Source organism: Bradyrhizobium sp. GCM10028915, assembly GCF_042666195.1.
Taxonomy (GTDB): Bacteria; Pseudomonadota; Alphaproteobacteria; order Rhizobiales; family Xanthobacteraceae; genus Bradyrhizobium; species Bradyrhizobium canariense_D.
Window position 1 is genome coordinate 45,645 of the sequence record NZ_JBHTFN010000072.1, and the last position, 23,714, is coordinate 69,358.

The 23,714-nt window shown below is 62.7% G+C and carries 23 protein-coding genes and 1 pseudogene; 12 read left to right on the plus strand and 12 right to left on the minus strand.

Translation table 11 applies throughout. The features are described 5' to 3' along the window. Positions 1–28: 28 nt before the first annotated feature. Genes ACFQX9_RS37910 through ACFQX9_RS37920 form a run of 3 tightly spaced genes read right to left on the minus strand, consistent with a single transcriptional unit; the run spans position 29 to position 1,065 of the window. The gene (locus ACFQX9_RS37910) at positions 29–298 is read right to left on the minus strand and encodes a glycosyltransferase (protein WP_377792070.1); all 270 of its coding nucleotides are present in this window, start codon (positions 296–298) and stop codon (positions 29–31) included. Further along, positions 229–666 (minus strand): hypothetical protein, encoded by a 438-nt coding sequence (locus tag ACFQX9_RS37915; RefSeq protein ID WP_377792178.1) that lies wholly within the window; start codon positions 664–666, stop codon positions 229–231. Before ACFQX9_RS37915 ends, ACFQX9_RS37910 begins: the two co-directional genes overlap by 70 nt. A 45-nt stretch (positions 667–711) precedes the next feature. Further along, positions 712–1,065, minus strand: coding sequence for a hypothetical protein (locus tag ACFQX9_RS37920; RefSeq protein ID WP_377792071.1), 354 nt, complete (start codon positions 1,063–1,065; stop codon positions 712–714). 186 nt (positions 1,066–1,251) lie between these two features. Here ACFQX9_RS37920 and ACFQX9_RS37925 point away from each other — a divergent pair, with 186 nt between their 5' ends. From ACFQX9_RS37925 to ACFQX9_RS37940, 4 genes and pseudogenes are all read left to right on the plus strand, one after another. Next, entirely contained in the window at positions 1,252–1,386 is a 135-nt protein-coding gene (locus tag ACFQX9_RS37925; protein ID WP_377792072.1) for a hypothetical protein, read from the plus strand. 97 nt (positions 1,387–1,483) lie between these two features. Further along, positions 1,484–2,749 (plus strand): hypothetical protein, encoded by a 1,266-nt coding sequence (locus ACFQX9_RS37930; protein ID WP_377792073.1) that lies wholly within the window; start codon positions 1,484–1,486, stop codon positions 2,747–2,749. Positions 2,750–2,834: 85 nt separating this feature from the next. Beyond that, positions 2,835–3,140, plus strand: a complete 306-nt coding sequence (locus tag ACFQX9_RS37935) for a hypothetical protein (protein ID WP_377792075.1) — start codon at positions 2,835–2,837, stop codon at positions 3,138–3,140. Positions 3,141–3,254: 114 nt separating this feature from the next. Next, positions 3,255–3,527: pseudogene (locus ACFQX9_RS37940) on the plus strand (transposase); the annotation flags it as partial. A 35-nt stretch (positions 3,528–3,562) separates the two neighbouring features. On the opposite strand, the gene ACFQX9_RS37945 reads toward ACFQX9_RS37940, so the two are convergent. Then, positions 3,563–4,786 (minus strand): phenylacetate--CoA ligase family protein, encoded by a 1,224-nt coding sequence (locus ACFQX9_RS37945; RefSeq protein ID WP_377792077.1) that lies wholly within the window; start codon positions 4,784–4,786, stop codon positions 3,563–3,565. A gap of 86 nt (positions 4,787–4,872) precedes the next feature. On the opposite strand from ACFQX9_RS37945, the gene ACFQX9_RS37950 reads away from it, so the two are divergent. Continuing rightward, positions 4,873–6,027, plus strand: coding sequence for an AGE family epimerase/isomerase (locus ACFQX9_RS37950; RefSeq protein ID WP_377792078.1), 1,155 nt, complete (start codon positions 4,873–4,875; stop codon positions 6,025–6,027). Here ACFQX9_RS37950 and ACFQX9_RS37955 read toward each other — a convergent pair. The 6 genes from ACFQX9_RS37955 to ACFQX9_RS37980 all read right to left on the minus strand — a co-directional run bounded on the left by ACFQX9_RS37955 (position 6,024) and on the right by ACFQX9_RS37980 (position 13,261). Beyond that, on the minus strand, positions 6,024–6,866 hold the full coding sequence (locus ACFQX9_RS37955; protein ID WP_377792079.1) for an ABC transporter ATP-binding protein: 843 nt from the start codon (positions 6,864–6,866) through the stop codon (positions 6,024–6,026). The two genes, ACFQX9_RS37950 and ACFQX9_RS37955, sit on opposite strands and share 4 nt — an antisense overlap. A 142-nt stretch (positions 6,867–7,008) precedes the next feature. Then, positions 7,009–8,292: an ABC transporter substrate-binding protein gene (locus ACFQX9_RS37960; RefSeq protein WP_377792080.1), complete on the minus strand. Its 1,284-nt coding sequence runs from the start codon at positions 8,290–8,292 to the stop codon at positions 7,009–7,011. Positions 8,293–8,338: 46 nt separating this feature from the next. Beyond that, entirely contained in the window at positions 8,339–9,412 is a 1,074-nt protein-coding gene (locus ACFQX9_RS37965; RefSeq protein ID WP_377792081.1) for a branched-chain amino acid ABC transporter permease, read from the minus strand. 3 nt (positions 9,413–9,415) lie between these two features. Beyond that, complete coding sequence (locus ACFQX9_RS37970; RefSeq protein WP_377792082.1) at positions 9,416–10,309, minus strand: branched-chain amino acid ABC transporter permease; 894 nt, start codon at positions 10,307–10,309, stop codon at positions 9,416–9,418. 220 nt (positions 10,310–10,529) lie between these two features. Beyond that, entirely contained in the window at positions 10,530–12,461 is a 1,932-nt protein-coding gene (locus ACFQX9_RS37975) for a long-chain fatty acid--CoA ligase (RefSeq protein ID WP_377792083.1), read from the minus strand. Further along, positions 12,458–13,261: an ABC transporter ATP-binding protein gene (locus ACFQX9_RS37980; RefSeq protein WP_377792173.1), complete on the minus strand. Its 804-nt coding sequence runs from the start codon at positions 13,259–13,261 to the stop codon at positions 12,458–12,460. Before ACFQX9_RS37980 ends, ACFQX9_RS37975 begins: the two co-directional genes overlap by 4 nt. A 350-nt stretch (positions 13,262–13,611) precedes the next feature. Here ACFQX9_RS37980 and ACFQX9_RS37985 point away from each other — a divergent pair, with 350 nt between their 5' ends. The 3 genes from ACFQX9_RS37985 (at position 13,612) to ACFQX9_RS37995 (ending at position 18,458) form a co-directional block, all read left to right on the plus strand. Then, positions 13,612–14,289 carry a Crp/Fnr family transcriptional regulator gene (locus tag ACFQX9_RS37985; RefSeq protein WP_377792084.1) on the plus strand — a complete coding sequence of 226 codons (678 nt, stop codon included), beginning with the start codon at positions 13,612–13,614 and terminating at the stop codon, positions 14,287–14,289. A 143-nt stretch (positions 14,290–14,432) separates the two neighbouring features. Next, a complete protein-coding gene (locus ACFQX9_RS37990; protein WP_377792085.1) occupies positions 14,433–17,756 on the plus strand; it encodes an adenylate/guanylate cyclase domain-containing protein in 3,324 nt (1,107 codons plus the stop codon). Positions 17,757–17,777: 21 nt separating this feature from the next. Further along, positions 17,778–18,458, plus strand: a complete 681-nt coding sequence (locus ACFQX9_RS37995; RefSeq protein ID WP_085348726.1) for a redoxin domain-containing protein — start codon at positions 17,778–17,780, stop codon at positions 18,456–18,458. A gap of 16 nt (positions 18,459–18,474) precedes the next feature. On the opposite strand, the gene ACFQX9_RS38000 is transcribed toward ACFQX9_RS37995, so the two are convergent. Beyond that, positions 18,475–19,314 (minus strand): uroporphyrinogen-III synthase, encoded by an 840-nt coding sequence (locus tag ACFQX9_RS38000; protein ID WP_377792086.1) that lies wholly within the window; start codon positions 19,312–19,314, stop codon positions 18,475–18,477. 141 nt (positions 19,315–19,455) lie between these two features. On the opposite strand from ACFQX9_RS38000, the gene purU reads away from it, so the two are divergent. The 3 genes from purU (at position 19,456) to ACFQX9_RS38015 (ending at position 21,299) form a co-directional block, all read left to right on the plus strand. Continuing rightward, positions 19,456–20,319, plus strand: coding sequence for a formyltetrahydrofolate deformylase (gene purU / locus ACFQX9_RS38005; protein WP_085348724.1), 864 nt, complete (start codon positions 19,456–19,458; stop codon positions 20,317–20,319). 195 nt (positions 20,320–20,514) lie between these two features. Then, the gene (locus tag ACFQX9_RS38010) at positions 20,515–20,901 is read left to right on the plus strand and encodes a hypothetical protein (RefSeq protein ID WP_377792087.1); all 387 of its coding nucleotides are present in this window, start codon (positions 20,515–20,517) and stop codon (positions 20,899–20,901) included. Positions 20,902–20,918: 17 nt separating this feature from the next. After that, complete coding sequence (locus ACFQX9_RS38015; RefSeq protein WP_377792088.1) at positions 20,919–21,299, plus strand: hypothetical protein; 381 nt, start codon at positions 20,919–20,921, stop codon at positions 21,297–21,299. 287 nt (positions 21,300–21,586) lie between these two features. On the opposite strand, the gene ACFQX9_RS38020 is transcribed toward ACFQX9_RS38015, so the two are convergent. Then, positions 21,587–22,429: a hypothetical protein gene (locus ACFQX9_RS38020; RefSeq protein ID WP_377792089.1), complete on the minus strand. Its 843-nt coding sequence runs from the start codon at positions 22,427–22,429 to the stop codon at positions 21,587–21,589. Between the two features lie 284 nt (positions 22,430–22,713). Here ACFQX9_RS38020 and ACFQX9_RS38025 point away from each other — a divergent pair, with 284 nt between their 5' ends. After that, positions 22,714–23,646, plus strand: coding sequence for a hypothetical protein (locus tag ACFQX9_RS38025; RefSeq protein WP_377792090.1), 933 nt, complete (start codon positions 22,714–22,716; stop codon positions 23,644–23,646). Positions 23,647–23,714: the final 68 nt, after the last annotated feature.

The following is a 23,714-nucleotide window of genomic DNA, read 5'->3' on the forward strand; positions in this document are numbered from 1 at the left end:
GGCCGGGTCGCGCACACCACCGCTGCCTTCAGAGGCAAGCCGCGGCGCGTTGGCCTTTGGCCACACCGCGTCTGGTGCATGATCGCCGGACCGCCGCCCGGCTGGTTCTCAGGGTGACGAATTGCAGGATGTCGGCGACGCGTCGGCGGAATATGTGTGACGATAGCGTCCTGTCCTGTCCCGCCTTGCTAGCCTTTCGCTTCCCGTCGTCGGTGAGATAGCAATCGATCATGGCGACGCATTCGTCGGCGGACCGCCAAGTGACCGCTTCCCGGTTCGGCTCGAAGAGGGTATGCAAGTGTCCTTGTAGTCGGTCAGCAGGAACGTGCCGACGCCGGTGGCCTCGAATAGGCGCCCATTGCCGGCTTCACGACTAGCCATGTCGATATGCGAGTTGAGCGTGATGCGCGACGACCGCAAGGCCTGATATATCTCGACGCCCCACACCTCGTCCTGATAGCACCGGTGCGGGGGCGAGGCTGCGGGCAGCGCCTGCCCTCCGCTGCCGAACAGCTTCAGATCAAAGCGCCGCGCCACCGCCTCGAGCTGCGCAACTCGTTGCTGGTGATCGGCCGAAAATGCGCCGGCTAAGGAAACGTCGATGCTGCGGTCTGGCGGTGGTGGCAGGACGCCGAGGATCTCCGGTTCGAACGCAAGATGCACCACCTCCGCGCGCGCGGAAGAAGTTCACGGCCGCGGCCAGTTGCGAGATCAGGAGATCAAAGACAGAGTCCTCGCCGTGCGACGGAGAGATGCCGACCTGACCCACCAGCATCGGCCAACAATTCCCTTGATCCGCCGCGCGAGTCGTGTATCGACATGAAAGAGATCCTGGTTGAGCATGAGATCAGGTTTGAAATCTTCGATCTGCGCCAGCAGGATCTCTTGTGATTGCGCATCGAGGCGCGGGCTCAGCCCGATCTTGCGCGCGAGCGGTCGCAGGACCGGCTTGAACGGGAGACCGTGCGCTGCGGCCACGGCAAAAACGAGGCTGCACGCAAGCGTGCCGGCCGGAGGAGGAGGATCGACGGCAAGGCCCTGGTCGCGTGCCCATGCCGTCTGCATCCAGGCGTTGTTGACATGGATGTCCTTCGCGATGTGCCCCGAGCCTTGCGAAATTGCGCGAATAGAAATCCGCGACGCCGAACAGGCTGGCGTTCCGCGCCACCACCTGCGCGGCGTAGCCGGCGTGCTCAAGTCCGGGCTGGCGGCGGTAGAGCCAGCTCAGAAAGCGCTTTATTGGCGTTGAGGATGAGCAATTCAGTTGCCGTTCCAGGAAAGCCTGACCCTGGCTTGAAAGCTTCGAAGATGGGCGATGTCCATATCGCCGCCGGTCTCGATATCACCAATGAGCGTCCGCTTGAAAGCGGAAAGTCGTTGCAGTAGGTTCCCCGTAATCAGGCGCACTAGAGGTGCGTTGCGCGCGCCGGCTTGAACAATGCCTGGCTAACCCATAGCCCGTGCGGCGGTCGATGAGGAGGGCATGGCAATTTTCTTTGACCGGTGGAGCATCCTCGCTCTGTACGTGTCCACCGGACCTATATTGGTCCTTGCCCAGGGGCTCGCAGGCGTAGGCTCGGCATTCACAGCAGCATTCGTATGCGGAACGACCCTGGCATTGCTCCTGCTTGGACGCTGGAGGGAGTTTGAGCCGAATCCGGCCGACATCCTTTTTTGCCTGTTTGTGGGTGGGGTCGCCGTGTCGACGGTCATTCACGGAATTGATGGCGATCGAAGAGAGGCCGTTCTGTTGCTCTTGTCCTTGGCCGCATATCCGGCCGGCCGCTTATTTCGCAGCGGGAAAGAGACCCCCCCAAGATTCATGATTATCATCGCGGCGATCGTCCTTGTTGGTACGGTTGCAAGCATCAATGCTCTGGTTGATCAGTGGCAGCACCCGTTCGGGAAGCCGCACCCGCTCATGTTTGGCCGGTTCGGTGCTGCGCCGGCCCAATTCACGCTATCTCTCGGCTTTCTGATGATCGCCGTGGGCTGCACGCGGCGGATGACTGCGCCGATGTTGGCTGCGGCATTCCTGCTGGCTATTCCGGTAGCTATGTTTGCGGCGTCGTTTGTACGTTTCACATTTGTCGCAATTGGCTTCGCTCTCGCTGGCGCGACCGTGTTCGGCGCGCGTTCGGAGAGATGGCCGCCGTTGACAATGCTATGCGTTCTCGTCGTCGGCTTGGTATTGGGAACCGTTGCGAGGCTGGAGATCGCACCTCGAATGTCCCCAGTTGCGAGCAGCGCCACGTCAGCAACGGCGATTGAGGTCAGGTTCGACGACGCCGAAAGCGTTGCTGCCGGCAGTGGATCCGAACGATCTTGCCCACCGATCGACATCCATAACTCTATCGCAATCCGGAAGCAGCTCTACAGCGAGGCATTCGCGTTGTTGCCCAGCGCCGGCTTCTTCGGAATCGGCATGAACCGGTTCATGCCCCTTAGCTGTGTGCCTGACGTTGAGATCCACAACACAATCTTGCAGGCCTTCATTGAATTCGGCTGGGTAGCTGGCGTCGCGCTCGCACTGCTCGCCTTGTTTGCGGTGATCGCCCCTTTGTCGCTAGTGCGACATGTCCTGGAAGCAAGACTCGCTGCGTGCGGGCTCCTGTTTACGGGCCTTCTCACAATCGCGCACGGACGGATAAGCAGAGATGCGCTGCTGTTCTTCTTCATCGGCTATGCTGCGAGCTTCAGCAGACGAGCGCTGCACCTTGGACGAAGCCGCCTGTCGACGCCGAGCTAGCGCGTGCGCAGGTGAGACCGGCGCTTGGCTCGGGGGGAGAGCCATGCGGCGGAGATCCTCGCCCTGGTCGGGGCCCACACCTGATATGACGCTGGCCGAGATCGCCGACCATCTCTTGAAAGAGTACGGCGAGTACGGAGCGTGGTGTGGCGGTTCTTCGATTGCCGCAATATCCACGTTCAAAAAAATCGCACGCGAGCGACCAGGATTGGCCGGAAGTGGCGCCGACCGCGCCACGTGGAAGGCGTCTCAGCCGGAGATCGAGAGCGGCCGGCTGGTGTTCATCGACGAGACGATGGGAGCCTCGACCACGATGGCACGGCTTTATGGCCATTCGCCTCGCGGCCAGCGCTGTGGCGCAGCTCTTCCGCACGCCGTTGGAGGACGATGACCTTCGTCGGCCCGCTCAGGCCGAGTGGTATGTCTGCGCCGATGGTCCTCGACGGCCCCATAGATGGTCCGGCGTTCGAGGCTTACGTGACGCAGGTCTTCGTGTGCCCACGCTCAGCCCGGCGATATCGTGGTGATTGACAATCTTGCGGCGCATAACCGGGCCGAGACCGCCATCGCAATCCAGGCGTCAGACGCCAGGCTCCTCTACCTGGCCCCCCATTCGACCGAGCTCGATCCGATCGAAATGGACATTGCCAAGCTCAAGAGCGGGCTTGGAAGGGCAGCTGCCAGATCAGTCGAGTCTTTGGTCAATGCTATCGCCGCCACTATTCCCGCCTTCATCGCCCAAGAACGTCTGAATTTCTTTCGCCGCCGCAGGCTTTGATCGCGCCTGATCGGAAGCTACTCCAGGCGCTGATTTCATCTCTCGTCCGCGATCGCCTTGCCGTCGTTCGGCAGCGCGCCCGGCCTCACCAATTCAACCTCGCCTCCGAGTCTCGTCACTGCGCGCAAGGTGCCTGCAATCTCCTCGCGCAACGCATCGTTCGCCGTCGCCGTTTCCGCTTTCAGCGTCATCGCATCGGTCTCGCCCTGGCGCGTGACGACGAGGCGTAATCTTCCGAGCGCGGAATGGCGCTTGCCGATCTCGGCGACCTGCTCGGGGCGGACGAACATGCCTTTGACCTTGGTGGTCTGGTCGGCGCGGCCCATCCAGCCCTTAATGCGCATGTTGGTGCGGCCGCAGCGGCTGGTCCCCGGCAGTGCCGCGGTGAGGTCGCCGAGAGCGAGCCGGATCCAGGGATGGTGCGGGTCGAGTGAGGTCACGACGATCTCGCCGACGTCGCCGGGCGCCACGGCATCGCCGGTACCGGGCTTGACGATCTCCATGATGAGATCCTCGTTCACGACCATGCCGTCGCGCGCGCTGGTCTCGAAGGCGATGATGCCGAGATCGGCGGTGCCGAAGGCCTGGTAGGCGTCGATGCCGCGCGCCTTGATCTCGGCCTGGAGCGAGGCCGGGAAGGCCGCGCCCGAGACCAGCGCGCGCTTGATCGAGGAGACGTCGCGGCCCGAGCTTGCGGCAGCATCGAGCAAGATCTTCAGGAAGTCCGGCGTGCCGCTGTAGCCGATGGGACGGTAGGCCTCGATCAGCTCAAATTGCTGCTCGGTATTCCCTGGACCTGCCGGGATCACGGCGCAACCGAGCGCGCGGGCTGACGCATCGAAGATGAAGCCGCCGGGGGTGAGATGGTAGCTGAAGGTGTTGAGCACGATGTCATCGGGCCGGAACCCGGCCGCGAACAGCGCCCGTGCGCCGCGCCAAGGGTCGGCCTGCCGCCCCTCCGGCTCGAAAATCGGTCCGGGGGAGGTGAAGAGGCGGGCGAATGAGCCGGGCGCCGCCGCGACGAACCCTCCGAAAGGCGTGGAGGCCTTGTGCAGGGCCGGCAGTTCCGACTTGCGCAGCACCGGCAGGCCCGCCAGTGCCGCCCTGGAGGTCACGGCGGCGGGATCGACGCCTTTCAGCCGATCGGCATAGGCGGGCGCGGTCATCGCAGAGCGCAGCACGCCTGGCAGGCGGGAGAACAGATCGGCCTCGCGCGCGGCTTGTTCGCGCGTCTCCAGGGCGTCGTAATGGGCGGTCATGGCTCATCTTTCCGGGTTGGCATCCGTTGCGCGCCGCCGCCGGCGTGGGTATCAGACGGCCATTGGCGAGGTTTGAAGAGGACGCGATGGCGGATGAGGGAATCAGTGCGGCCGACGAGGTGGCGGACGTCGTCGCGCGCCTGAAGCGCCGCATGATCGACGAGGCGCTGCCGCTGTGGTCGACGGTCGGCTGGGACCATGGCGCGGGTGGTTTCATCGATCGGCTGCATCGTGACGGCACGGCGGACAGCGCCGCGCCGCGCCGGGTGTTCGTGCAGGCTCGTCAGATCTGGTGCTACGCCAAGGCCGCGCACATGGGCTGGTACCCTGAGGGGCGCGCCATCGCACTGAAGGGACTCGAGCATTTGCTCGCCAAAGCAAAGGCGCCCGACGGCCGGCCCGGCTACGTGCACCGGCTGACGCCGGAGGGCGCGGTGCTGGACGGCCGGCGCGATGCCTACGACCACGCCTTCATCCTGTTTGCGCTCGCGGCCGTCTATGCGCTCGACCAGGACGCACAAATTCGCGCCGAGATCGACGCGCTGCTCGCCTTCCTCGATGGCCATCTGCGCTCGCCGCATGGCGGCGTCCACGAAGGCCTTCCGGTTTCGCTGCCGCGCCGGCAGAACCCGCACATGCATCTGTTCGAGGCGATGATCGCGTGCTTCGACGCGACCCACGATTTGTCGTTCCAGAACCGTGCCGGCGAGTTCTTCGCGCTGTTCCTCGCCAATCTCTACGACAAGCGGACGCGCGCGCTCGGCGAATATTTCGAAGAGGACTGGTCGAAGATCGCGCCGGTCAGCGTCGAGCCCGGCCACCAGGCGGAATGGGTCTGGTTGCTGAAGGGGTTCGAACGCATCACGGGCTGCCCGACCAGACAGCGGCGCGCCGAGCTGCTGGAAACCGCGCTGCGCTATCGCGACGAGGCCACCGGCTGCCTGATCGACGAGGGTGACGACGCCGGCAACATTCGCCGCACTACGCGCCGGCTGTGGCCACAGACCGAGATTGCGAAGGCGTGGATCGCGCAGGCCGAATCCGGCGAGGCGGGCGCGGCGGAGGAGGCGCGCATGGCGCTGGCGCGGCTCGAACGCCATTATCTCAGCCATCCCGTGCGGGGCGGCTGGTACGACCAGTTCGAGCGCGACGGCAAATCGCTGATCGACACCATTCCTGCGTCGTCGTTCTATCATGTTCTCTGCTCAGTCACGGAAGCGGAACAGGTATTGGAAGGTTAGAGCCAGCGCTTGCGCCGCTTGAAGCTCTTGAGGTTCTTGAAGCTCTTGCGCTGGTCGCCGGCGCCGCCGAGATAGAATTCCTTGACGTCCTCGTTGTCGCGCAATTCGTCCGCGGTGCCGTCGAGCACGACCTTGCCCTGCTCCATGATGTAGCCGTGGCTTGCCACCGACAGCGCAGCGCGGGCGTTCTGCTCGACCAGGAGAATGGTGACGCCGAGGTCACGATTGATCTTGTGGATGATCGAGAACACCTCTTTCACCAGCAGCGGCGACAGACCCATCGAGGGTTCGTCCATCAGGATCATCTTCGGGCGCGCCATCAGCGCGCGGCCGATCGCGAGCATCTGCTGCTCGCCGCCGGAAAGATAACCAGCCAGTCCGGTGCGCTCCTTCAGGCGCGGGAAATAGTTGAAGACCATGTCGAGATCGGCGCCAACCTCGCGGTCCCTGCGGGTGAAGGCGCCGAGCTTGAGATTTTCCAGCGAGGTCATGTCGGCGACGATGCGCCTGCCCTCCATCACCTGGAAGATGCCGCGGCGGACGATCTTGTCGGGATCGATGCCGTTGATGCGCTCGCCCTCGAACAGGATCTCGCCGCGCGTGACTTCGCCGTCCTCGGTCTTGAGCAGCCCGGAGATCGCCTTCAGCGTCGTCGACTTGCCGGCGCCGTTGGCGCCGAGCAGCGCCACGATCGCGCCCTTGGGCACGTCGAGGCTGAGACCGCGCAGCACCAGGATGACATCGTCATAGACGACCTCGATGTTGCGCACGGCGAGGAGAGGCGGCGCGGATACGACGGTCGGGGAGGGGCGAGCTGCTGCTTCGTGAATTTCGGTCATGCCTCATACTCCGCTGTCGTCGCCCGGCTTGACCGGGCGACCCAGTATTCCAGAGACGCCTGAGACTCACGGAGAGGCCCCGGCGTACTGGATCCCCCGCCTTCGCGGGGGATGACATTTGTGTGTGAGGTGAGCGCTAAGCTCACCAGCCCAGCAATTCCGGCTTGCGCGGCAGCTCGACGGTCTTGACCTTCTCGAGTTTGATCGCGCCCTTGGCCATGAGGTCGTTGAGGTCGCCGTCGGTCGCGCCCGCAATCTTGGTGCGGTAGAGGTCGACCTTCAGCGTGCCGCGGTGGTCCTTGTCGGTCCAGGTCGAGGGGTTGCAGACGCCTTCCATGCCTGCCGGCACCCAGTCCTTCTTCTGGTAGAAGCCCTTGGCGACGTTCTCGCCGGTGGCGCCGCCGTTCTTGGCGGCCCAATCGATCGCCTCCTTCATGTAGAGCGCCGAGCACACCGCCGCGATGTAGTGCACGGGCCGATAGACCTTGCCGGTCGGGTCGGACATCTTCGAGATCTCCATCACGGTCTTCATGCCGGGCGCATCGCCGCCCCAGCTCACAGCGGTGCGCAGCGGGAAGATCACGCCATCGGCGGCATCGCCGGCGGTCTTGGCGGCGTTCTCGTCCATGCCCCAGACATTGCCCATGAACTGGATGTCGACTCCGGCGGTCTTGCAGGCCTTCATCACCGAGATGTTGGACGCGGCGGTGTTGCCGAGATAGGCGTAGTTGGCGCCCGAGGATTTCAGGCTCAGGCACTGCGCGCTGTAGTCACCCGGCGCGAGCGCGAACACCAGCGGCGGTAGCACCTCGAAACCGAGCTCCTGCGCCATGGCTTCGCCGGCGGCCTTCGGTGCGTTGGGATAGGGGTGGTTGGCGCCCATGTGGACGAATTTCGGTTTGCCGGACTTGCCCTTGGCCTTCCAGTCCTCGGCGGCCCACATCAGCATGGCGCGGAGCGAGTCCGAATAGCTTGGGCCGTAGAAGAAGTTGTACGGCGCGGGCTTGGCCTTGCCGCTGATACCTTCGGGGTCGGTGAGCGCGGCGGCATAGGAGCCGGACATGTCGGGGATCTTGTCCTGGGCGAGGAAGCCGGTCAGCGCCTCGGTGTCTGCCGTGCCCCAGCCCATGATGGCCGCGACCTTGGAGTCGGGCGCCGACCACTTCTTGTAGAGCGCGATCGCGCGCGGCACCTGGTAGCCGTAATCGTTGGTGTCGACATTGAGCTGCTTGCCGCCGACGCCGCCGTTCTTGTTGACCCAGGCGAAGGTGTCGGCGACGGCCTGGCCGTAGGGCGTGCCGACGTCCGACGTGCCGCCGGAATAATCGGCGAGATGCCCGATCGCGATCTGCGCCTGCGCGCCTGACGAGAATGCGGCGATCGCCAGCGCAAGCGACGCGATGCTCAAAAGGGATTTTGTCTTCATTGGTTGCCTCCTCCTGTTTATTTGTTGGTTAGAGAGTTGCCCGCGCTCAATGGGAGAACGGGTAGAGTTTCCAGTATGCCTTGATCTGTCGCCAGCGATGCGCGAGCCCGTCGGGCTCGAACATCAGGAACGCGATAATGATCACCCCGATCGCGATCTCGCGCAGGAAGGTGATGTTGTTGTTGAGCGACAGCGCCTTGTCGATCGCGCCGCCCTTCAGCGCCACGCTAAGGAACTCCATCGTCTCGGGCAGCAGCACCACGAACGCGGTACCCATCAGCGTGCCCATGATCGAACCGGTGCCGCCGATGATGATCATGGCGAGGAACAGGATCGAACGTTCGATGCCGAAACCCTCTTGCGATACCACGAGCTGGTAGTGCGCATAGAGCGCGCCGGCGATGCCGGCGAAGAACGCGGCAAGGCCGAACGACAGCGTGCGATACTTCGTGAGGTTGATGCCCATGATCTCGGCGGAGAGATAATGGTCGCGGATCGCCACCAGCGCACGGCCATCGCGGGTGCGCATCAGGTTGGTGACGAGGATGTAGCTCGCCAGCACATAGGCCAGCACAACGTAGAAATACTGCCTGTCGCCGCGCAGCGTATATCCGAAGATCGAGAATGTATTTGCGCTCGCCGGCACCGAGCCGCCGGTGAACCACTCGGCGCGGGAGAAGAAGTCGAGCAGGATGTACTGCGCGGCCAGTGTCGCGATCACTAGGTAGAGCCCCTTCAGGCGCGCCGCCGGGATGCCGAAGATCAGCCCGACCAGTGCCGTGATGATGCCGGCAAGCGGGATCGAGAAGAACACCGGGATTGGCGCGTTGTTGGAGATGTAGGCCGAGGTGAAAGCGCCGAGCAGGAAGAAGGCGGCATGGCCGATCGAGATCTGGCCGGTGAAGCCGACCAGGATGTTCAGCCCCAGCGCCGCGATCGAGAAGATGCCGATCTGGATCAGGATACTGAGCCAGTATCCGCTGAAGAACTGGGGTGCGAAGCACAGCAGCAGCACGCCGGCGATCGCAAAATTGCGGCTGGTCGTGGTCGGAAAGATCGTGGTGTCGGCCGCATAGGAGGTGCGGAAATCACCAGCAGGGATGAGGGCGGGGCCGGCCATGGATCAGATCCGTTCGATGTCGTGGGTGCCGAACAGGCCGTAGGGCTTGATCATCAGCACGATGATGAGGACGTAGAACGGCGCGATCTCGTAGAGATTGCCCCAGTGAAGATACTCGCTGTCGACATATTGCGCGATGTTCTCGAGCAGCCCGATGATGATGCCGCCGAGCACGGCGCCGCCGACGGAATCGAGTCCGCCGAGGATCGCCGCCGGAAACACCTTAATGCCGTAGCCGGCCAACCCGGACGAGACGCCGTTCACCACGGCAACGACGACGCCCGCGACCGCGGAAACCGTCGCCGAGATCGCCCACGCCATCGCGAACACGCTTTTCACGGAGATGCCGAGCGATTGCGCGACCTGCTGGTTGAACGCGGTGGCGCGCATCGCAAGGCCGTACTTTGAGGCGCGGAAGAACCAGGCCATGCCGATCATCATCGCGATCGAGACGACGAGGCTCATGACGTAGACGGTCTGGATCTGGAGCCCAAGCAGGCTGACGGACTGGCTCTCGAACACGCGCGGGAACGGCTGTGGATTGACACCGAACATCCATTTCAGCGCCGCCTGCAGCACGGTGGACAGGCCGATCGTCACCATGATGACCGAGATGATGGGTTCACCGATCATCGGTCGTAGGATCAGGACCTGCACTGCGATGCCGAACACGAACATGAACACCAGCGTCATCGGCATGCCGATCCAGAACGGCACCTGGTATTTCGCGAGCAAGGTCCAGCACACCCAGGCGCCGACAAGCAAGAGCTCGCCCTGCGCGAAATTGACGACCTGGCTAGCCTTGTAGATCAGCACAAAGGACATTGCGACCACGCCATAGAGCGTGCCGACCACGAGGCCGTTGACCAGGAGCTGGATGAGGAAGGCGGTATTCATGAAGTGGTGCTCGCTGACAAATCCGGCGCGCTATTCCCCTCTCCCCTTGTGGGAGAGGGTGGCTTCGCGAAGCGAAGACGGGTGAGGGGTTGTCTCAGCAGTAAGGGCGGGGAGAGAGGACCCCTCACCCGAGTGGGGTCTTGGCTAATAGCGGAGATGCCCTCTCCCGCAAGGGGAGAGGACGCATCGACCCGCATCGCGCTCTCAGTTCGAAGTAGGCTCACTCCGCGGCCTCCGCCATGTGCCCGGGTCCGCCCAGCTCCACGACCCTCAGCGTTGTACGTACGCGCTGCGTGCTGCCGTCCTGGAAGCGGATCACGGTGTCCACGGGGATGTCGGCCTGGCCGCGGTAAATCGCGTCGATGATGCCTTCGTATTTTTCGTTGATGACGCTGCGGCGCACTTTCCGCGTGCGGGTGAGTTCGCCGTCGTCGGCGTCGAGCTCCTTGTAGAGCAGCAGGAAACGGGAGATGCGCTGTGCCGGCGGCAGAGTCGCGTTGACGGTCTCGACTTCCTTCTTGAGCAGCGCATAAACCTCGGGCCGCGAGGCCAGGTCGCTGTAGGTCGTAAACGAGAGCCTGTTTTTCTCCGCCCATTTCGAGATGATGGAGTAGCGGATGCAGATCATTGCGGCGAGCGCGTCGCGCCCCGAGCCCAGCACCACGGCTTCCGCGATATAGGGCGAGAACTTCAACTTGTTCTCGATGAATTGCGGCGAGAAGCGCTCGCCGCGCGAGGTCTCGGCGAGATCCTTGATGCGGTCGATCACCACGAGCTGGCGATTCGCGTTGAAATAGCCGGCGTCGCCCGACAGCATCCAGCCGTCCTTTACGTCGGCGACGCTCGCCTCCGGGTTCTTGTAGTAGCCGAGGAACATGTTGGGATGCCGCACCACGATCTCGCCGACGCCGTGGACGTCGGCATTGTCGATGCGGATCTCGACGCTGTCGGCCATCGGCACGCCCGTCGTGTCGGGATCGACCTTGCCCGCGGGATGCAGCGTGTAGGCCCCCAGCAGCTCGGTCTGGCCATAGAGCGTGCGCAGCGGCACGCCCATGGCCTGGAAGAACTTGAAGGTCTCGGGCCCGAGTGCCGCGCCGCCGGTTGCGGCTGAACGCAGGCGGGTGAAGCCGAGGCGGTCGCGCAATGCACGGAACAGGATCGCGTCGGCAAAGCCGGAACGCTCGCCCTGTTCGAGCGCGGCAAGCCCGCTCTTCATGCCGATGTCGAACAGGCGCTGCTTGAACGGGGTTGCGTCCATCACCCTGGCGCGGACATCGGCGGCGATCGATTCCCAAACGCGCGGTGCAAACAGGATAAACGTCGGCGCGATCTCGCGCAGATCGTTCATCATGGTCTCGGGCTCTTCGACGAAGTTGATCTTCATCCGGCACAAGAGGCCTTTGCCGAGTACATAGACCTGTTCCATGATCCAAGGCAGCGGCAGCACCGACACGTATTCGTCGTCCGGCCCTTTCGGGTCGAAAGCGAGATACGTGGCGCAATGGCCGAGCACGCGGCCGGCGGCGAGCATCGCGAGCTTTGGATGCGACGTGGTACCTGATGTCGTGCAGAGGATCGCGACGTCCTCGCCCTTGGTCGCGTCCACCAGCCGATCGTAAAGATCCGGTTCGCGCGTAGCCCGCGCCCGGCCGAGTTCGGCAAACGTCTCCGCCGACATCAAGCGCGGATCATCGTATTTCCGCATGCCGCGCGGATCGGAATAGATGATGTGCTTCAGCTTTGGGACGCGGTCGGCGAGGGTGAGCAGCTTGTCGACCTGCTCCTCGTCCTCAGCGAAAACGAGCTGCGCCTCGCCATAATTGAGGAGATAGGAGGCCTCTTCGTCGAGCACGTCGCGATAGAGCCCGAGGCTCAATCCGCCGACCGCGTGGGTCGCGATTTCCGCCGCGACCCAGTCCGGCCGGTTGTCGCCGATGATGCCTACGACGTCTTGGCGCCCAAGGCCCAGTTCGACGAGGCCGAGCGCGAAGTCGCGCACCCGTGCCTGGTAGTCGTTCCAGGTGAACGGGCGCCATAGCCCGAGATCTTTTTCTCGGAGCGCGATCTCGTTGCCGTACTCCTTCGCATTGAGCCGAAGCATTTTGGGATAGGTGTTGGCCTGCGCGACGCGGCCTGCGTAATCCATCATGCCGCGCTCTCCTGCGCCGGCGGCGCATCGTCAGGGTCGACCAGCACCTCGTCCTCTTCGCCGAGATAGGCGCGCCTGACGTGCGGATCGGCGAGCACGGCGGCCGGATCGCCCTCGGCGATCTTGCGGCCGAAATCCAGCACCATGACGCGGTGGGAGATGTCCATCACCACGCCCATGTCGTGCTCGATCATCACCACGGTCATGCCGAACTCTTCGTTGAGATCGACGATATAGCGGGCCATATCCTCCTTCTCCTCGAAGTTCATGCCGGCCATCGGCTCGTCGAGGAGAATGAGGCGCGGCTCCAGCGCCATGGCGCGGGCGAGCTCGACGCGCTTGCGCAAGCCGTAGGAGAGAGTGCCGGCCGGCGCCTTTCGCACCGACTGGAGATCGAGGAAATCGATGATTTCTTCCACCTTGCGGCGGTGCTCGAGCTCTTCCTTGCGCGCGCCGGTGAGCCAGTACAGCGAGCCCGTGAGGAAATTGTTCTTCAGGAGGTGATGGCGACCGACCATGATGTTGTCGAGCACGCTCATATGGTGGAACAGCGCCAGGTTCTGGAATGTGCGGCCGATGCCGAGCGACGCGCGCGCGTTGGGCGTCAGGCCGGTGATGTCGCGGCCCTGGTAGAACAGCTGGCCTTCGGTCGGCTTGTAGCGGCCGGAGATACAGTTCACGATCGAGGTCTTGCCGGCGCCGTTGGGGCCGATGATCGAGAACAGCTCGCCTTCCCTGATGGCGAAGCCGACATCGGTCAGCGCACGAACGCCGCCGAATCGCAAGGACACACCGCGCACTTCAAGACTGGTAGCCGCCAAACAGATCCCTCCCGGTGATGGCGCTTTCAGTGGCGCTCTTCGTCCGTTCCTGTCGTGCGATCCTAGTACGACCGTGCCGGTGAGGCCATGCAGCAGATGGTCTCGACCGGAGCCGCGCCGCTCTCGCTCCCGTTTGGGATCAAAAGCCGCATCGCCCGAGGTGGTCCTCAATAGGGGAAAGCGCTATTTTGAAATGTCTCCCGGCTGACAATTCTGCGACAAAGTTTTTGGATGGGGGACCATCCATCTTTCGTCGGATGGTGGTCGAAACGGTCATGCTGCGTTGCAGCAGAACAGGAGTGGCGAACGGTGCGGCTGGCTTCGGGATCATGATTTCAGAGGATCAACTGAAGCGCGTCGCTGCCTGGTCGCGCGAGCTCACGCAAGCGGAGATCGAGGTCGCTCGTACCGGGATCAGGGAGCGGTCCTACGGCACCGGCGAGACCGTCTTCATGCGCGGCGACACGTTCGACTATTGGGCCGGCATGGTCTTCGGGCTTGCCCGGATGGGCGGGGTCTCGCGCGACGGCAAGGAGACGAGTCTTGCCGGGCTGACGGCAGGGGCCTGGTTCGGCGAGGGCAGCGTGCTCAAGAACGAGCCGCGCCGCTACGACGTGGTCGCGCTACGCGACAGCCGCGTCGCGCTGATGGAACGCAGCGCCTTCATGTGGCTGTTCGAGAACAGCGTCGGCTTCAACCGCTTCCTGGTACGCCAGCTCAACGAGCGGCTCGGCCAGTTCATCGGCATGCTCGAGGTCAACCGCACGTTGGATGCCACTGCGCGGCTTGCCCGCAGCATTGCTTCGCTGTTCAATCCGATCCTCTATCCGGAATCCACCGCGCATCTGGAGATCACCCAGGAAGAGATCGGCGCGCTTTCCGGCATGTCCCGCCAGAATGCCAACCGCGCGCTGAATCGGCTGGAGAAAGAGGGCTTGCTCCGGTTGGAGTATGGTGGCGTGACTATTCTGGATATCGAACGGCTAAGGGGGTACGGGGAGGAGTGAAGCAGCGTTCGCGGCCGCAACTGCGAGCGCCGCAACCCACCGCTTGCTGTTCCGGCACGACGAGCCCATCCTTGCCGAGATCCTGGGCCATCTGACCGGGTCCAGCAGGCTGCGCCATCGTGGCGCCCGCGGGGTCTCGACCCATGAACTGCTCCTGTTGCGGTTCCGAGGTTCAGAGCGGCTTTGTCTTCTGCCCGAAATGCGGCACGAAGCAGCCGAACGCCTGCCCCGCCTGCGGCTATGCGTGCGCACCGGATTTCGCGTACTGCCCGAAATGCGGCGCCCTCGTCAGTGAAGCCTCCAAGTCAGGCGGGCTGGCATCAATGCGGGCCAGCCGCGTGACAGTCCCGACCAGTGCGTCCTCGCCACCGCTGGCGCCGACGGCCGAAGCCCAATACGGGTTTCGATCGCAGCCGGACAAGATCGACAGCGAAGCCAACCGCCGCACCATTACCGTGCTGTTTGCCGACCTTAGCGGCTTCACCACGATGAGCGAGCGACTCGATCCTGAAGTCATGCAGGCGCTTCAGAACGAATTGTTCGAGGAGCTAACGGCGGCGGTGCAAAGCTTTGGCGGCTTCGTGGACAAATTCATCGGCGACGCGCTGCTTGCGTTATTCGGAGCGCCGGCCGCGCACGAAGACGACCCCGAGCGGGCCGTCCGCGCCGCGCTCGACATGATCGGCCGAACGGCGCAACTCAGCGAACGTGCAAAGGCGTATGCCGGGTCACCGCTCCTGCTTCATGTCGGCATCAACACCGGGCACGTGGTTGCTGGCGGACTGGGTGTTGGAGTTGCCAAATCCTACTCGGTCACGGGTGATACGGTAAATACGGCTCAACGATTGCAGTCGATGGCTTCCACGGGCGAGGTGCTGGTCGGGCCGCTGACCTACCGTCTTACGCGGCATGCATTCTCATATGAATCGCTTGGCGAGGTCTCGCTGAAGGGCAAGATGGGCAGCGTCCTGATCCATCGCTTGAACGGACCGCTCGACACGCCCCGTGCGGCACGCGGCCTCGATACGCTGGGCCTGAGTGCGCCGGTGATTGGGCGCGACGCCGAGCTCGCCCGTCTAGTCGACAATCTTGATCTCGCGTGTGGCGGCGCGGCGCAGCTGGTGCGGCTGGTCGGTGAAGCCGGCATCGGCAAAACGCGTCTGGTGGACGAATTCGTTGCCCACGCCCGCGATGAGGACCGTTTCGCCGGCGTGGCGATCCGGCGCGCTGTCTGCTCGCCGCTGGGCGAACAGTCCTATGGCACCCTTGCCGCTGTGCTGCGCAGCGCCTACGGCATCGCGCAGAAGACGACCGTGGCGGAGGCCCAGGCCAAGCTGGCGACGGCACTGTCGGAGCTCGGCCTTGCGGTCGAAGAGGCCGATCGCCTGATGCCCCTTTATTTCCACGTTCTCGGCCTCGGCGATCCGGACGCCGCGCTGCAGCACGTCGAGCCCGAGCAGCTTCGGCGGCAGATATTCTTTGCGATTCGTACCGTGTTCGAACGGCGCCTGGTCCTGTCGCCGCTCCTGATCATTGTCGAGGATCTGCACTGGGCCGATGCCGTATCGCTTGAAGCGCTGCGGTTCCTGATGGACCGGCTGGAGCGTACGCGGCTGATGCTGTTGTTTACGCATCGGCCTATGCTGGAACTGGATCAGTTCGGCTCGGGGCGGATCAGCCATACAACCCTTCGATTGCTTCCGCTTGGTGATGCAGACGGACAAAAGCTGCTCGCGGCCTACTTCAGCCACGGTTGGAGTGAACCGCCGGGAAATCTGTTCAGTCGAATCCTGGAGCGCGCGGGCGGCAATCCACTCTTCTTTGAGGAAATCATCCGCGGTCTCATCGAAGCTGGCGCCTTGGAGCGTGACGGCTCACGGTGGCGGATCAAGTCAGATGAAGCCGCCGCCGATATACCGGCAAGCATTCAGGCCCTGTTACTGGCGCGCCTGGACCGGCTGCCGCATGACGTGCGCCGCTTGGCCCAGGAGGCCGCGGTGATCGGCCCACGTTTCGATGCGGCTCTTCTCGGTGCGACGGCATCGCAGCGGACGAAGGTGGAAGCGGGGCTCGAACTTCTGTGCGATGCCGAGATTGTCGAGGAGGTCGCGGGCGCGAACTCGATCTCGCTGCGATCTTATCGCTTTACGCAAACCATGCTTCAGGACGTGATCTATCAAAACCTGCTCTTGCAGCGTCGGATCGAGCTCCATGGACGGATTGGTGCCGCGCTGGAGCGGCTCTATGGCAATGAGCCCGAGCGCCTCGAGGACCTCATACTGCTCGGACATCATTTCAGTCTGAGCGCGAGCAAGCCGAAAGGTGCGCGCTATCTGCGCGCGGCCGGCGATCGCGCCCGCGCGACCTACGCCAATGACGATGCCATCCGCTTCTACCAACAGGCTCTCGCCGTGTTGTTGGCCGGCGGGGAACGGGAGCCCGAACGCCTGATCCTCTGCGAGCGGATCGCGGAGCTGTGTGCCGCGGCCGGCCGGAGGATCACGGCTGAGGAGCACTACCAGAGTGCGCTGGAAGGTCATCGCAATGCGGAGGACCGCATCGCCGAAGCGCGAATTCTCCGCAAGCTTGGCCGATTGTTGTGGGACGCCGGCAAGCGGATCAAGGCAGAGGCGCATTATGCCGAGGCGGCCGAACGGCTGGGAGGGACCGACGCGCCCATCGAGTGGGCGCACCTCCTGCAAGAGCGCGGCCGTCTTTCGTTTCGCACGGGCGATCACGTGGCCGCCGCGAGATGGGCGGACGAGGCGCTTGGCTACGCCCGAAGCGTACCGGCGGACGCCGACAGGCAAGTCGGATTCGAGGCGGCGCGCGCCATTGCAGAGTCGCTCAACACCAAGGGGGTGGCACTGGCGCGGCTTGGCCGACACCAGGAGGCGGTGCGCGAGGTGGAGCAAAGTGTCGCAGCAGCCGAGGCCGCCGGGCTCCTCAACGTGGCCTGCCGCGGCTACACCAATCTCGGTGTGCTCTACACGATTGTCGACCCGGCGAAAGCCGTGGAGGTTTGCCGGCGCGGACTCGATGTCGCGTGTCGGATCGGCGATCTCGGGTTCCAGGCGCGCCTTCTTGCCAATTTTGCCGTTGCCTGTTGCACCTTCACGGACAAATGTACTGAGGAGGGGGTGCCGGCCGCCGAAAAGGCGATCGAAATCGACCGCGCGCTTGATCAGCGCGAGCATCTCTCCGTGCCGTTGATCGTGCTCGGGCAAATCCATCAATGCCATTTCCGGCCCGATCTGGCTGCTCGTTGCTACAATGAGGCAATCGAGGTGGCGAGCGAAACCGGCGAGCCGCAGCAGCTGTTTCCATGCTATGATGGTCTTGCGACGCTGAACCTTGATCGAGGCGACATGCCCGAGGCCGAGCGATATTTCGCGCTGGCACAGGACGTCTGCACGCGGCACGGGCTTGATCCCGCAGGGCTGATCGTACTGCCGTTTCTTGACTAGATCATGTGAAGGAGTGCCATCATGTCTGAACGTCACGTCGAGGGACCACTTCAACCGGGCGATCGTGCACCGAACGTCGTGCTGGACGCGATCACACGCGACGGAAAGATCGCGCTCGAAGACTTTCGCGGACAAAGCCCGATATTGGTGGGCCTGTATCGGGGGCTGCATTGCCCGTTCTGCCGCCGCCATATCGCGGCACAGGCGCAACTTGATGCCGCCTTGCACGAGAAAGGCGTCGAAAGTCTCACGGTGGTCAACACGCCGATCGAGCGCGCGCGACTCTATTTTCGTTACCATCCGTTGCCCAACCTGCTCGCTGCGTCCGATCCCGAGCGGCTCTCGCACCGCGCGTTCGGCCTGCCCAATCTCGAGTTCACGGAGAACGAGACCGAGTGGCCGCACAAGGTCGGCATGAACGTGGTCATGAGCATGCAAGTCGACATGCCCGGCGAATTGCCCGCCCCGATGAACCGGCCCGCGGCCGCGGAGTACCTCAATAACAAGGACGGCTATGAGATAACGGAAGCCGATCAGCGCATGGCGGCAACCGGCCAGGGCCAGCTCTTCGGGCAGTTTCTGCTCGACCGCGAGGGGGTTGTGCGCTGGAGCTTTACCGAGGTGCCCGAAGGCGGCCATCGCATGTTTGCCGCGCCGAGCCCGCAGGAGCTGATGTCGGCCGCCTCGCAGATGGCAAGCTAGGCACCGCGTCTGGCGATCATTCCGCCACCTTCGGCCGCTTGTCCACCAATGCTGCCGCCATCGCCGAGATCAGCGGGCGCATGAAATAGTGGTCTTCCACCGGCGAGATGTCCGTGCGCAAGCCGTGCGCTACGAGCTCGCCGGAGACGGCCGGCCCCACTGACGCGATCAGCGTCCGCTCGAATCCTGCGCGCAGGCGCGCCTCGCTGCCATGCGCCCTCGCAGCTTCGAGGAGACGGCGGACCTGGCCGAGATTGGTCAGTGCGATGGCGTCGATCCGCCCTTCCGCCATGTCGTCGATTGCGTTGACGATGCTGGCGTCCGCAGCCTTTGGATCGTAGACGTAAGGCAACACGGTATCGACCTCGGCACCTTGCGCGGCGAGCGCGCCGGTCAGCGCGCTGTGGTCCTTGTCGGGATAGAGCTGGAGGCCGAGGCGACGTCCGTTCAGGTCGAGCTTGCTCAGCATCTCGATCGCACCCTCGGTGGTCGGCTTCTCCGTCATCTGCTGCTGCTCGAGCCCGATCTCGCGTAGCGCCTTGCCGGGCTTCGGGCCGCGGGTGAATTTTCGCGATCGGGCGAGGGAAGCAACCAAGGCCTGGTCGAGACCACGGGTTCGCGCGAGCTTCATGATCCGCCGCAGGCCTTCGCCGGTCATCAGCACGAGATCGTCGAAGGGCTTGTCGATGGCGCGGCGGATCCAGGCCTCGACCGGGGCGGGGTCCGGTGCATCCTGGATGGTGAACATCGGGCATTGCACGACCTCGGCGCCTTGCTCGGCCAGCAGCTTCGAAAACTGAGCCTCCTCGCGCGTTTCCAGGATCAGGATGCGGGTGCCGTTCAAGCGGTCGGCCATGAGCCTACTCCGGTCAGCCAAAGCAATGGTGCGTTCATCCTGACTCCACGGTCGGGATTGGCGCAAGGTGGGGTCGATGATACAGCAGGGCGCAAATCGCGGGTCGTTCCGCAGCCGCTGCCCAAACCTTCATCAAGGCCCATGCCAGATCATCAATATGTCCTGACCCTGTCCTGTCCGGATCGTCCCGGCATCGTCTCGGCGGTGTCGACCTTCCTGGCGAATTCCGGACAGAACATCCTCGACGCCCAACAATTCGACGACACCGAGACCAACAAGTTCTTCATGCGGGTGGTGTTCACCGCTGCCGATCTCGCCGTGGAGCTGTCGGCGCTCCAGACCGGCTTTGCCGCGATCGCCGAGCGCTTCGGAATGGAATGGCAGATGCGCGATCGCGCTGCGCATCGCAAGGTGATGCTGCTGGTGTCGAAGTCCGATCACTGCCTGGTCGACATCCTCTATCGCTGGCGCACGGGCGAGCTGCCGATGACTTTGGCCGCAATCGTCTCCAATCATCCGCGCGAGGTCTATGACGGGCTCGATTTCGGCGGGGTTCCGTTCCACTATCTGCCTGTTACGAAAGAGACCAAGCGCGAGCAGGAGGCGCAGATCCTCGATCTCGTCGCCAAGACTGGGACGGATCTCGTCGTGCTCGCCCGTTATATGCAGATATTGTCCGACGATCTCTCGGCAAATCTGTCGGGACGCTGTATCAACATCCACCACTCGTTCCTGCCGGGTTTCAAGGGCGCAAAACCCTATCACCAGGCCCATGAGCGTGGCGTCAAGCTGATCGGCGCGACCGCGCATTACGTCACGCGCGACCTCGACGAGGGCCCGATCATCGACCAGGACGTCGAGCGCATCAGCCATCGCGACACGCCTGAGGATCTCGTCCGAAAGGGCCGCGACATCGAGCGCCGCGTGCTGGCGCGCGCGATCCGCTACCATCTCAACGACCGCGTCATCCTCAATGGCCGCAAGACCGTCGTGTTCGTGGATTGAAGCGGAGCCGATCACGAACTGCCTCAGATTTGATCGTGCAGTCGATGACCATGACAATGTCCGAGCCCATTAGGACCGCCGTTGCCAAGCTGCGAAACGAGTGGCCTCTCGTGTTGGCTGTGCTCGTGGCATTTTTCCGTTGCGGTCGGCTGCTGGTCGTCTTTCGATGTGTCCAGGATCTATGCGGGCTGCCATTTGAAGTATGATTCGGGAAAGCTTGCCTATGCGGGCTTGTTGCTGCTGCAGACCGTTTTCGCTGTTGGTCTTCTTCTCGCTTCAGCTTCGGCTATTTCACCGGTTTCCACTGGCTGGCATGATCCTAGTTTCTGGCTGAGCTTCTTTTCAGAGCGGGCCCACGACTTTGAAGTCGCGCGAATTTCGGCAATCGTTTCAGTCGCCGGTTTCTTGGTGCCCGCGCTGTTCGTGATGTCGCCGTTGCCGCGCGCGGGAGCCTTGTCTGTCGCCGCGTTCGTCCGGGTATTGGTCTGCGTGATGACCATTGCCGTGCCGCAGGCTACGATTTCAAGTTTGTGCCTTTTGGGCGCGCTTCGACGCTGCGCACCGACCCCTTCCCAGCACTGACAAGATACTTGCTCGGAATGGCCGTTCCTGTTTGCATACTTCTGCAACGGCGAAGTGTGTTGGATTGCTGGCGCAATCCTCCTCCTAGTGTAGTGATCGTGTACTATCCTATCACCCAGAGCCAGACGATTTTGTTCACGCCGGCGTGGCTGATTGTACTGGCCTACTGTCGCGGCTGGTTGCATCCAGAGAAGCGGTGGTTCTTTCCTCGTGGTGCCGACATTGACTGGCGTCATCTTGCTCTCTTCGCCGGCCAGCAGGGAGGTCGCGCTCAAATTGAAGATGTGTATTTCTTCACCGTGAATGTTCGCATGAGCGCAGTTCGTCTTGCGATGGATGTATGCAATGAATTCTTCTCCAAGCACGAACTTATTATTTCTGTCCAATTAGGCTCGTGAACGACTTGAAAGCGGCCTTCGGCTGTCCGTATCAAGAGCAGCGGGCGGTCGTGGTGCTCAAATATTTTCCCGGAGGGGGAACATACAACGGCTTCCTTCGTCCTCGTATCGGCGGTACTTCTGGTGCAGGCTCTGCTCAATGTGCCCCCCCCTCGACGGCCTTGCTTACGCACGGAGGCGGACTTTTGTTCTTGCTCAGGTATCGTACGCCCAGGAGCATCTTCGAATCCGCGCATGGCGACGGGCAATCGCCGATTGCAGCGTGCTGATCGGGTGCGCGAAATAGCTCAAACGCCTCGATTTGCCTTCGTCGCGGCGCGGAAGATCACGAATATCAGTGCGAGCAACCCACCTGCAAAACCGCTGATGATGCTGATGACACCGATCTTCGGCCAGCTTGGCTCTTCGGGTAAGTCCGGCGCGCTGAATACGACGTCCGGTGGCACGCCATTCAAAGAGTTCCTCAAGCCCAGAATAGCGGTGAAGTTGTCATCGCTCCGTTGAATAAGATTTGCGATCGAGGTCGCAAGTTCTACCGACTGGTCCGTCGAGACGAGCGAAGTCGCCTCTTTCTGAACGCGCTCGATCAATGTTGAAACGGTTCTCAGGCTGGTCTCCCGGCGATCGAGCTCGGCTTCGATCTTTGAGCGTTGTTGGGGCGTCGGCTTCGTGGTCTCCAGCCACGCCTCGATGAACGCGGAATTGATCTTCTGTGCGCGATGAGGCTCTCGGTCTGAATACTCAAGACGATACAGTCTCGATGTGCCCGACAGCTCGCCGGTAGCGACGACGATACGGCGGTTCCGGTCGAACGACCGTTTGTTTGCTTCGCGAGTGCCCTGGTCTCCTAGTTCGGAAACAACCCTGTCGAGCACCCTAGGAGAGCGCATGAGGGAGTCGGCGGATCGCGCGCCGGCTTCGTCCAGCGTGAGAAATGCTACGCTTGTGTACCACTTCGGGAGAAAACTCGCGATCGCGAAGCCCAATCCGAACGTAACGAGGGGCGCGAGCAGCAGAAGGAGCAGGTTCCTTCGAATGATCGCGGTGAAGGCTCGCACGCTGAAATCATGAAGGCCCACCCGGAAGTCCGGGCAAACGGCGAAATCAGTCGGGGTGGGGTCGGTGTTCATTCCGATCTCTCAAAAAAGGGTCTACCTACCGGGGAGTGTTAAAACAAGGGCTCCTTTCCGGGAACTATGGCCGTCCCGTCCTAAACGAATACACGGATTCCCGAAATCGGATTTTGACTTGTCATCACAAATTGGGCAAATTGCCAACAGGGTGTTCGAGATCACACGCAAGCTGGACCGGCTTGCTCTCGGCCCGGCATGATTCGGAGGGAGTGATCCTCCCAGGATCAATGCCGTGTGCTAAGCCCGTCGAAGTTCACGCAAATTCCTGCAATCAAATTGCCATGCATGACATTGCGGTCATTTACCTTTACCGATCTGCCGAGGGGGAGGAGCCAGTGTGCAGGTTCCTGGAGACATATCGTCGTCACCCAGCCGGCGTCGATCACGATCTGTATGTCGTATTCAAGGGCTTCCCCGATGAGGAGAGCCTAGCGCGTGCTCGCGCGCTTTTCGCGGGCATTTCGATCCATTCGGTTCAGATCGACGATTCAGGTTATGATCTTGGCGCATACGTGAGATCTGCAAGGATCGCGCCGAATCGGCGACTGCTATTTTTAAACACTTTCAGCCAGATATTGGGCGACAATTGGATGCAATTTTTCGATCGAGCGCTCAGCCGGCCCGGCGTCGGCGTCGTGGGCGCGACCGGATCGTGGGCGGCCAATACCGCCGGTGTTGAATCGAGCTTGATCTACGTCATTCGTAGAATGATGGGCTTGCCCGCGCGGTTGTATCAGGCGTCCGAGCACGGTCAGGCCAGCGGTTCCCGTCCCGCAGCGGGCGCGATGGCTGCAATCAAGTCCGCCGGCTGGGCACCATTCGAATATGCACTGAGATTGTACCGATATGGTCGGTATCCGAATCCACATCTCCGGACGAACGCGATCATGATCGATCGCGACCGGTTCCTTTCGCTAAGGCTACCGGATTGCAAGACAAAATCTGATGCGCACATGTTTGAGAGCGGACGCCGCTCGATGACACGCCAGATCCTGCAACAAAAATTACGGCCCGTGATCGTGGATCGACATGGCAAAGTCTATGATATTGCTGAATGGAAGTCGTCCCTAACATTCCGCGTCTCGCAGCAACAAAATCTGCTCATTGCGGACAACCGCACCGCGGACTACGCTCAAGGCGGCGCCGAACGAAAGCAGTATCTGGAGCGGCTCAGTTGGGTGCATCCGTGGCGATGGGACACTTATTCGCCTTAACGGGAAAGCTTCCTGAGCTCTCGCATCTGGCGTTGAGCGCGGGATCTGCCGCGGATCAAATTACCACG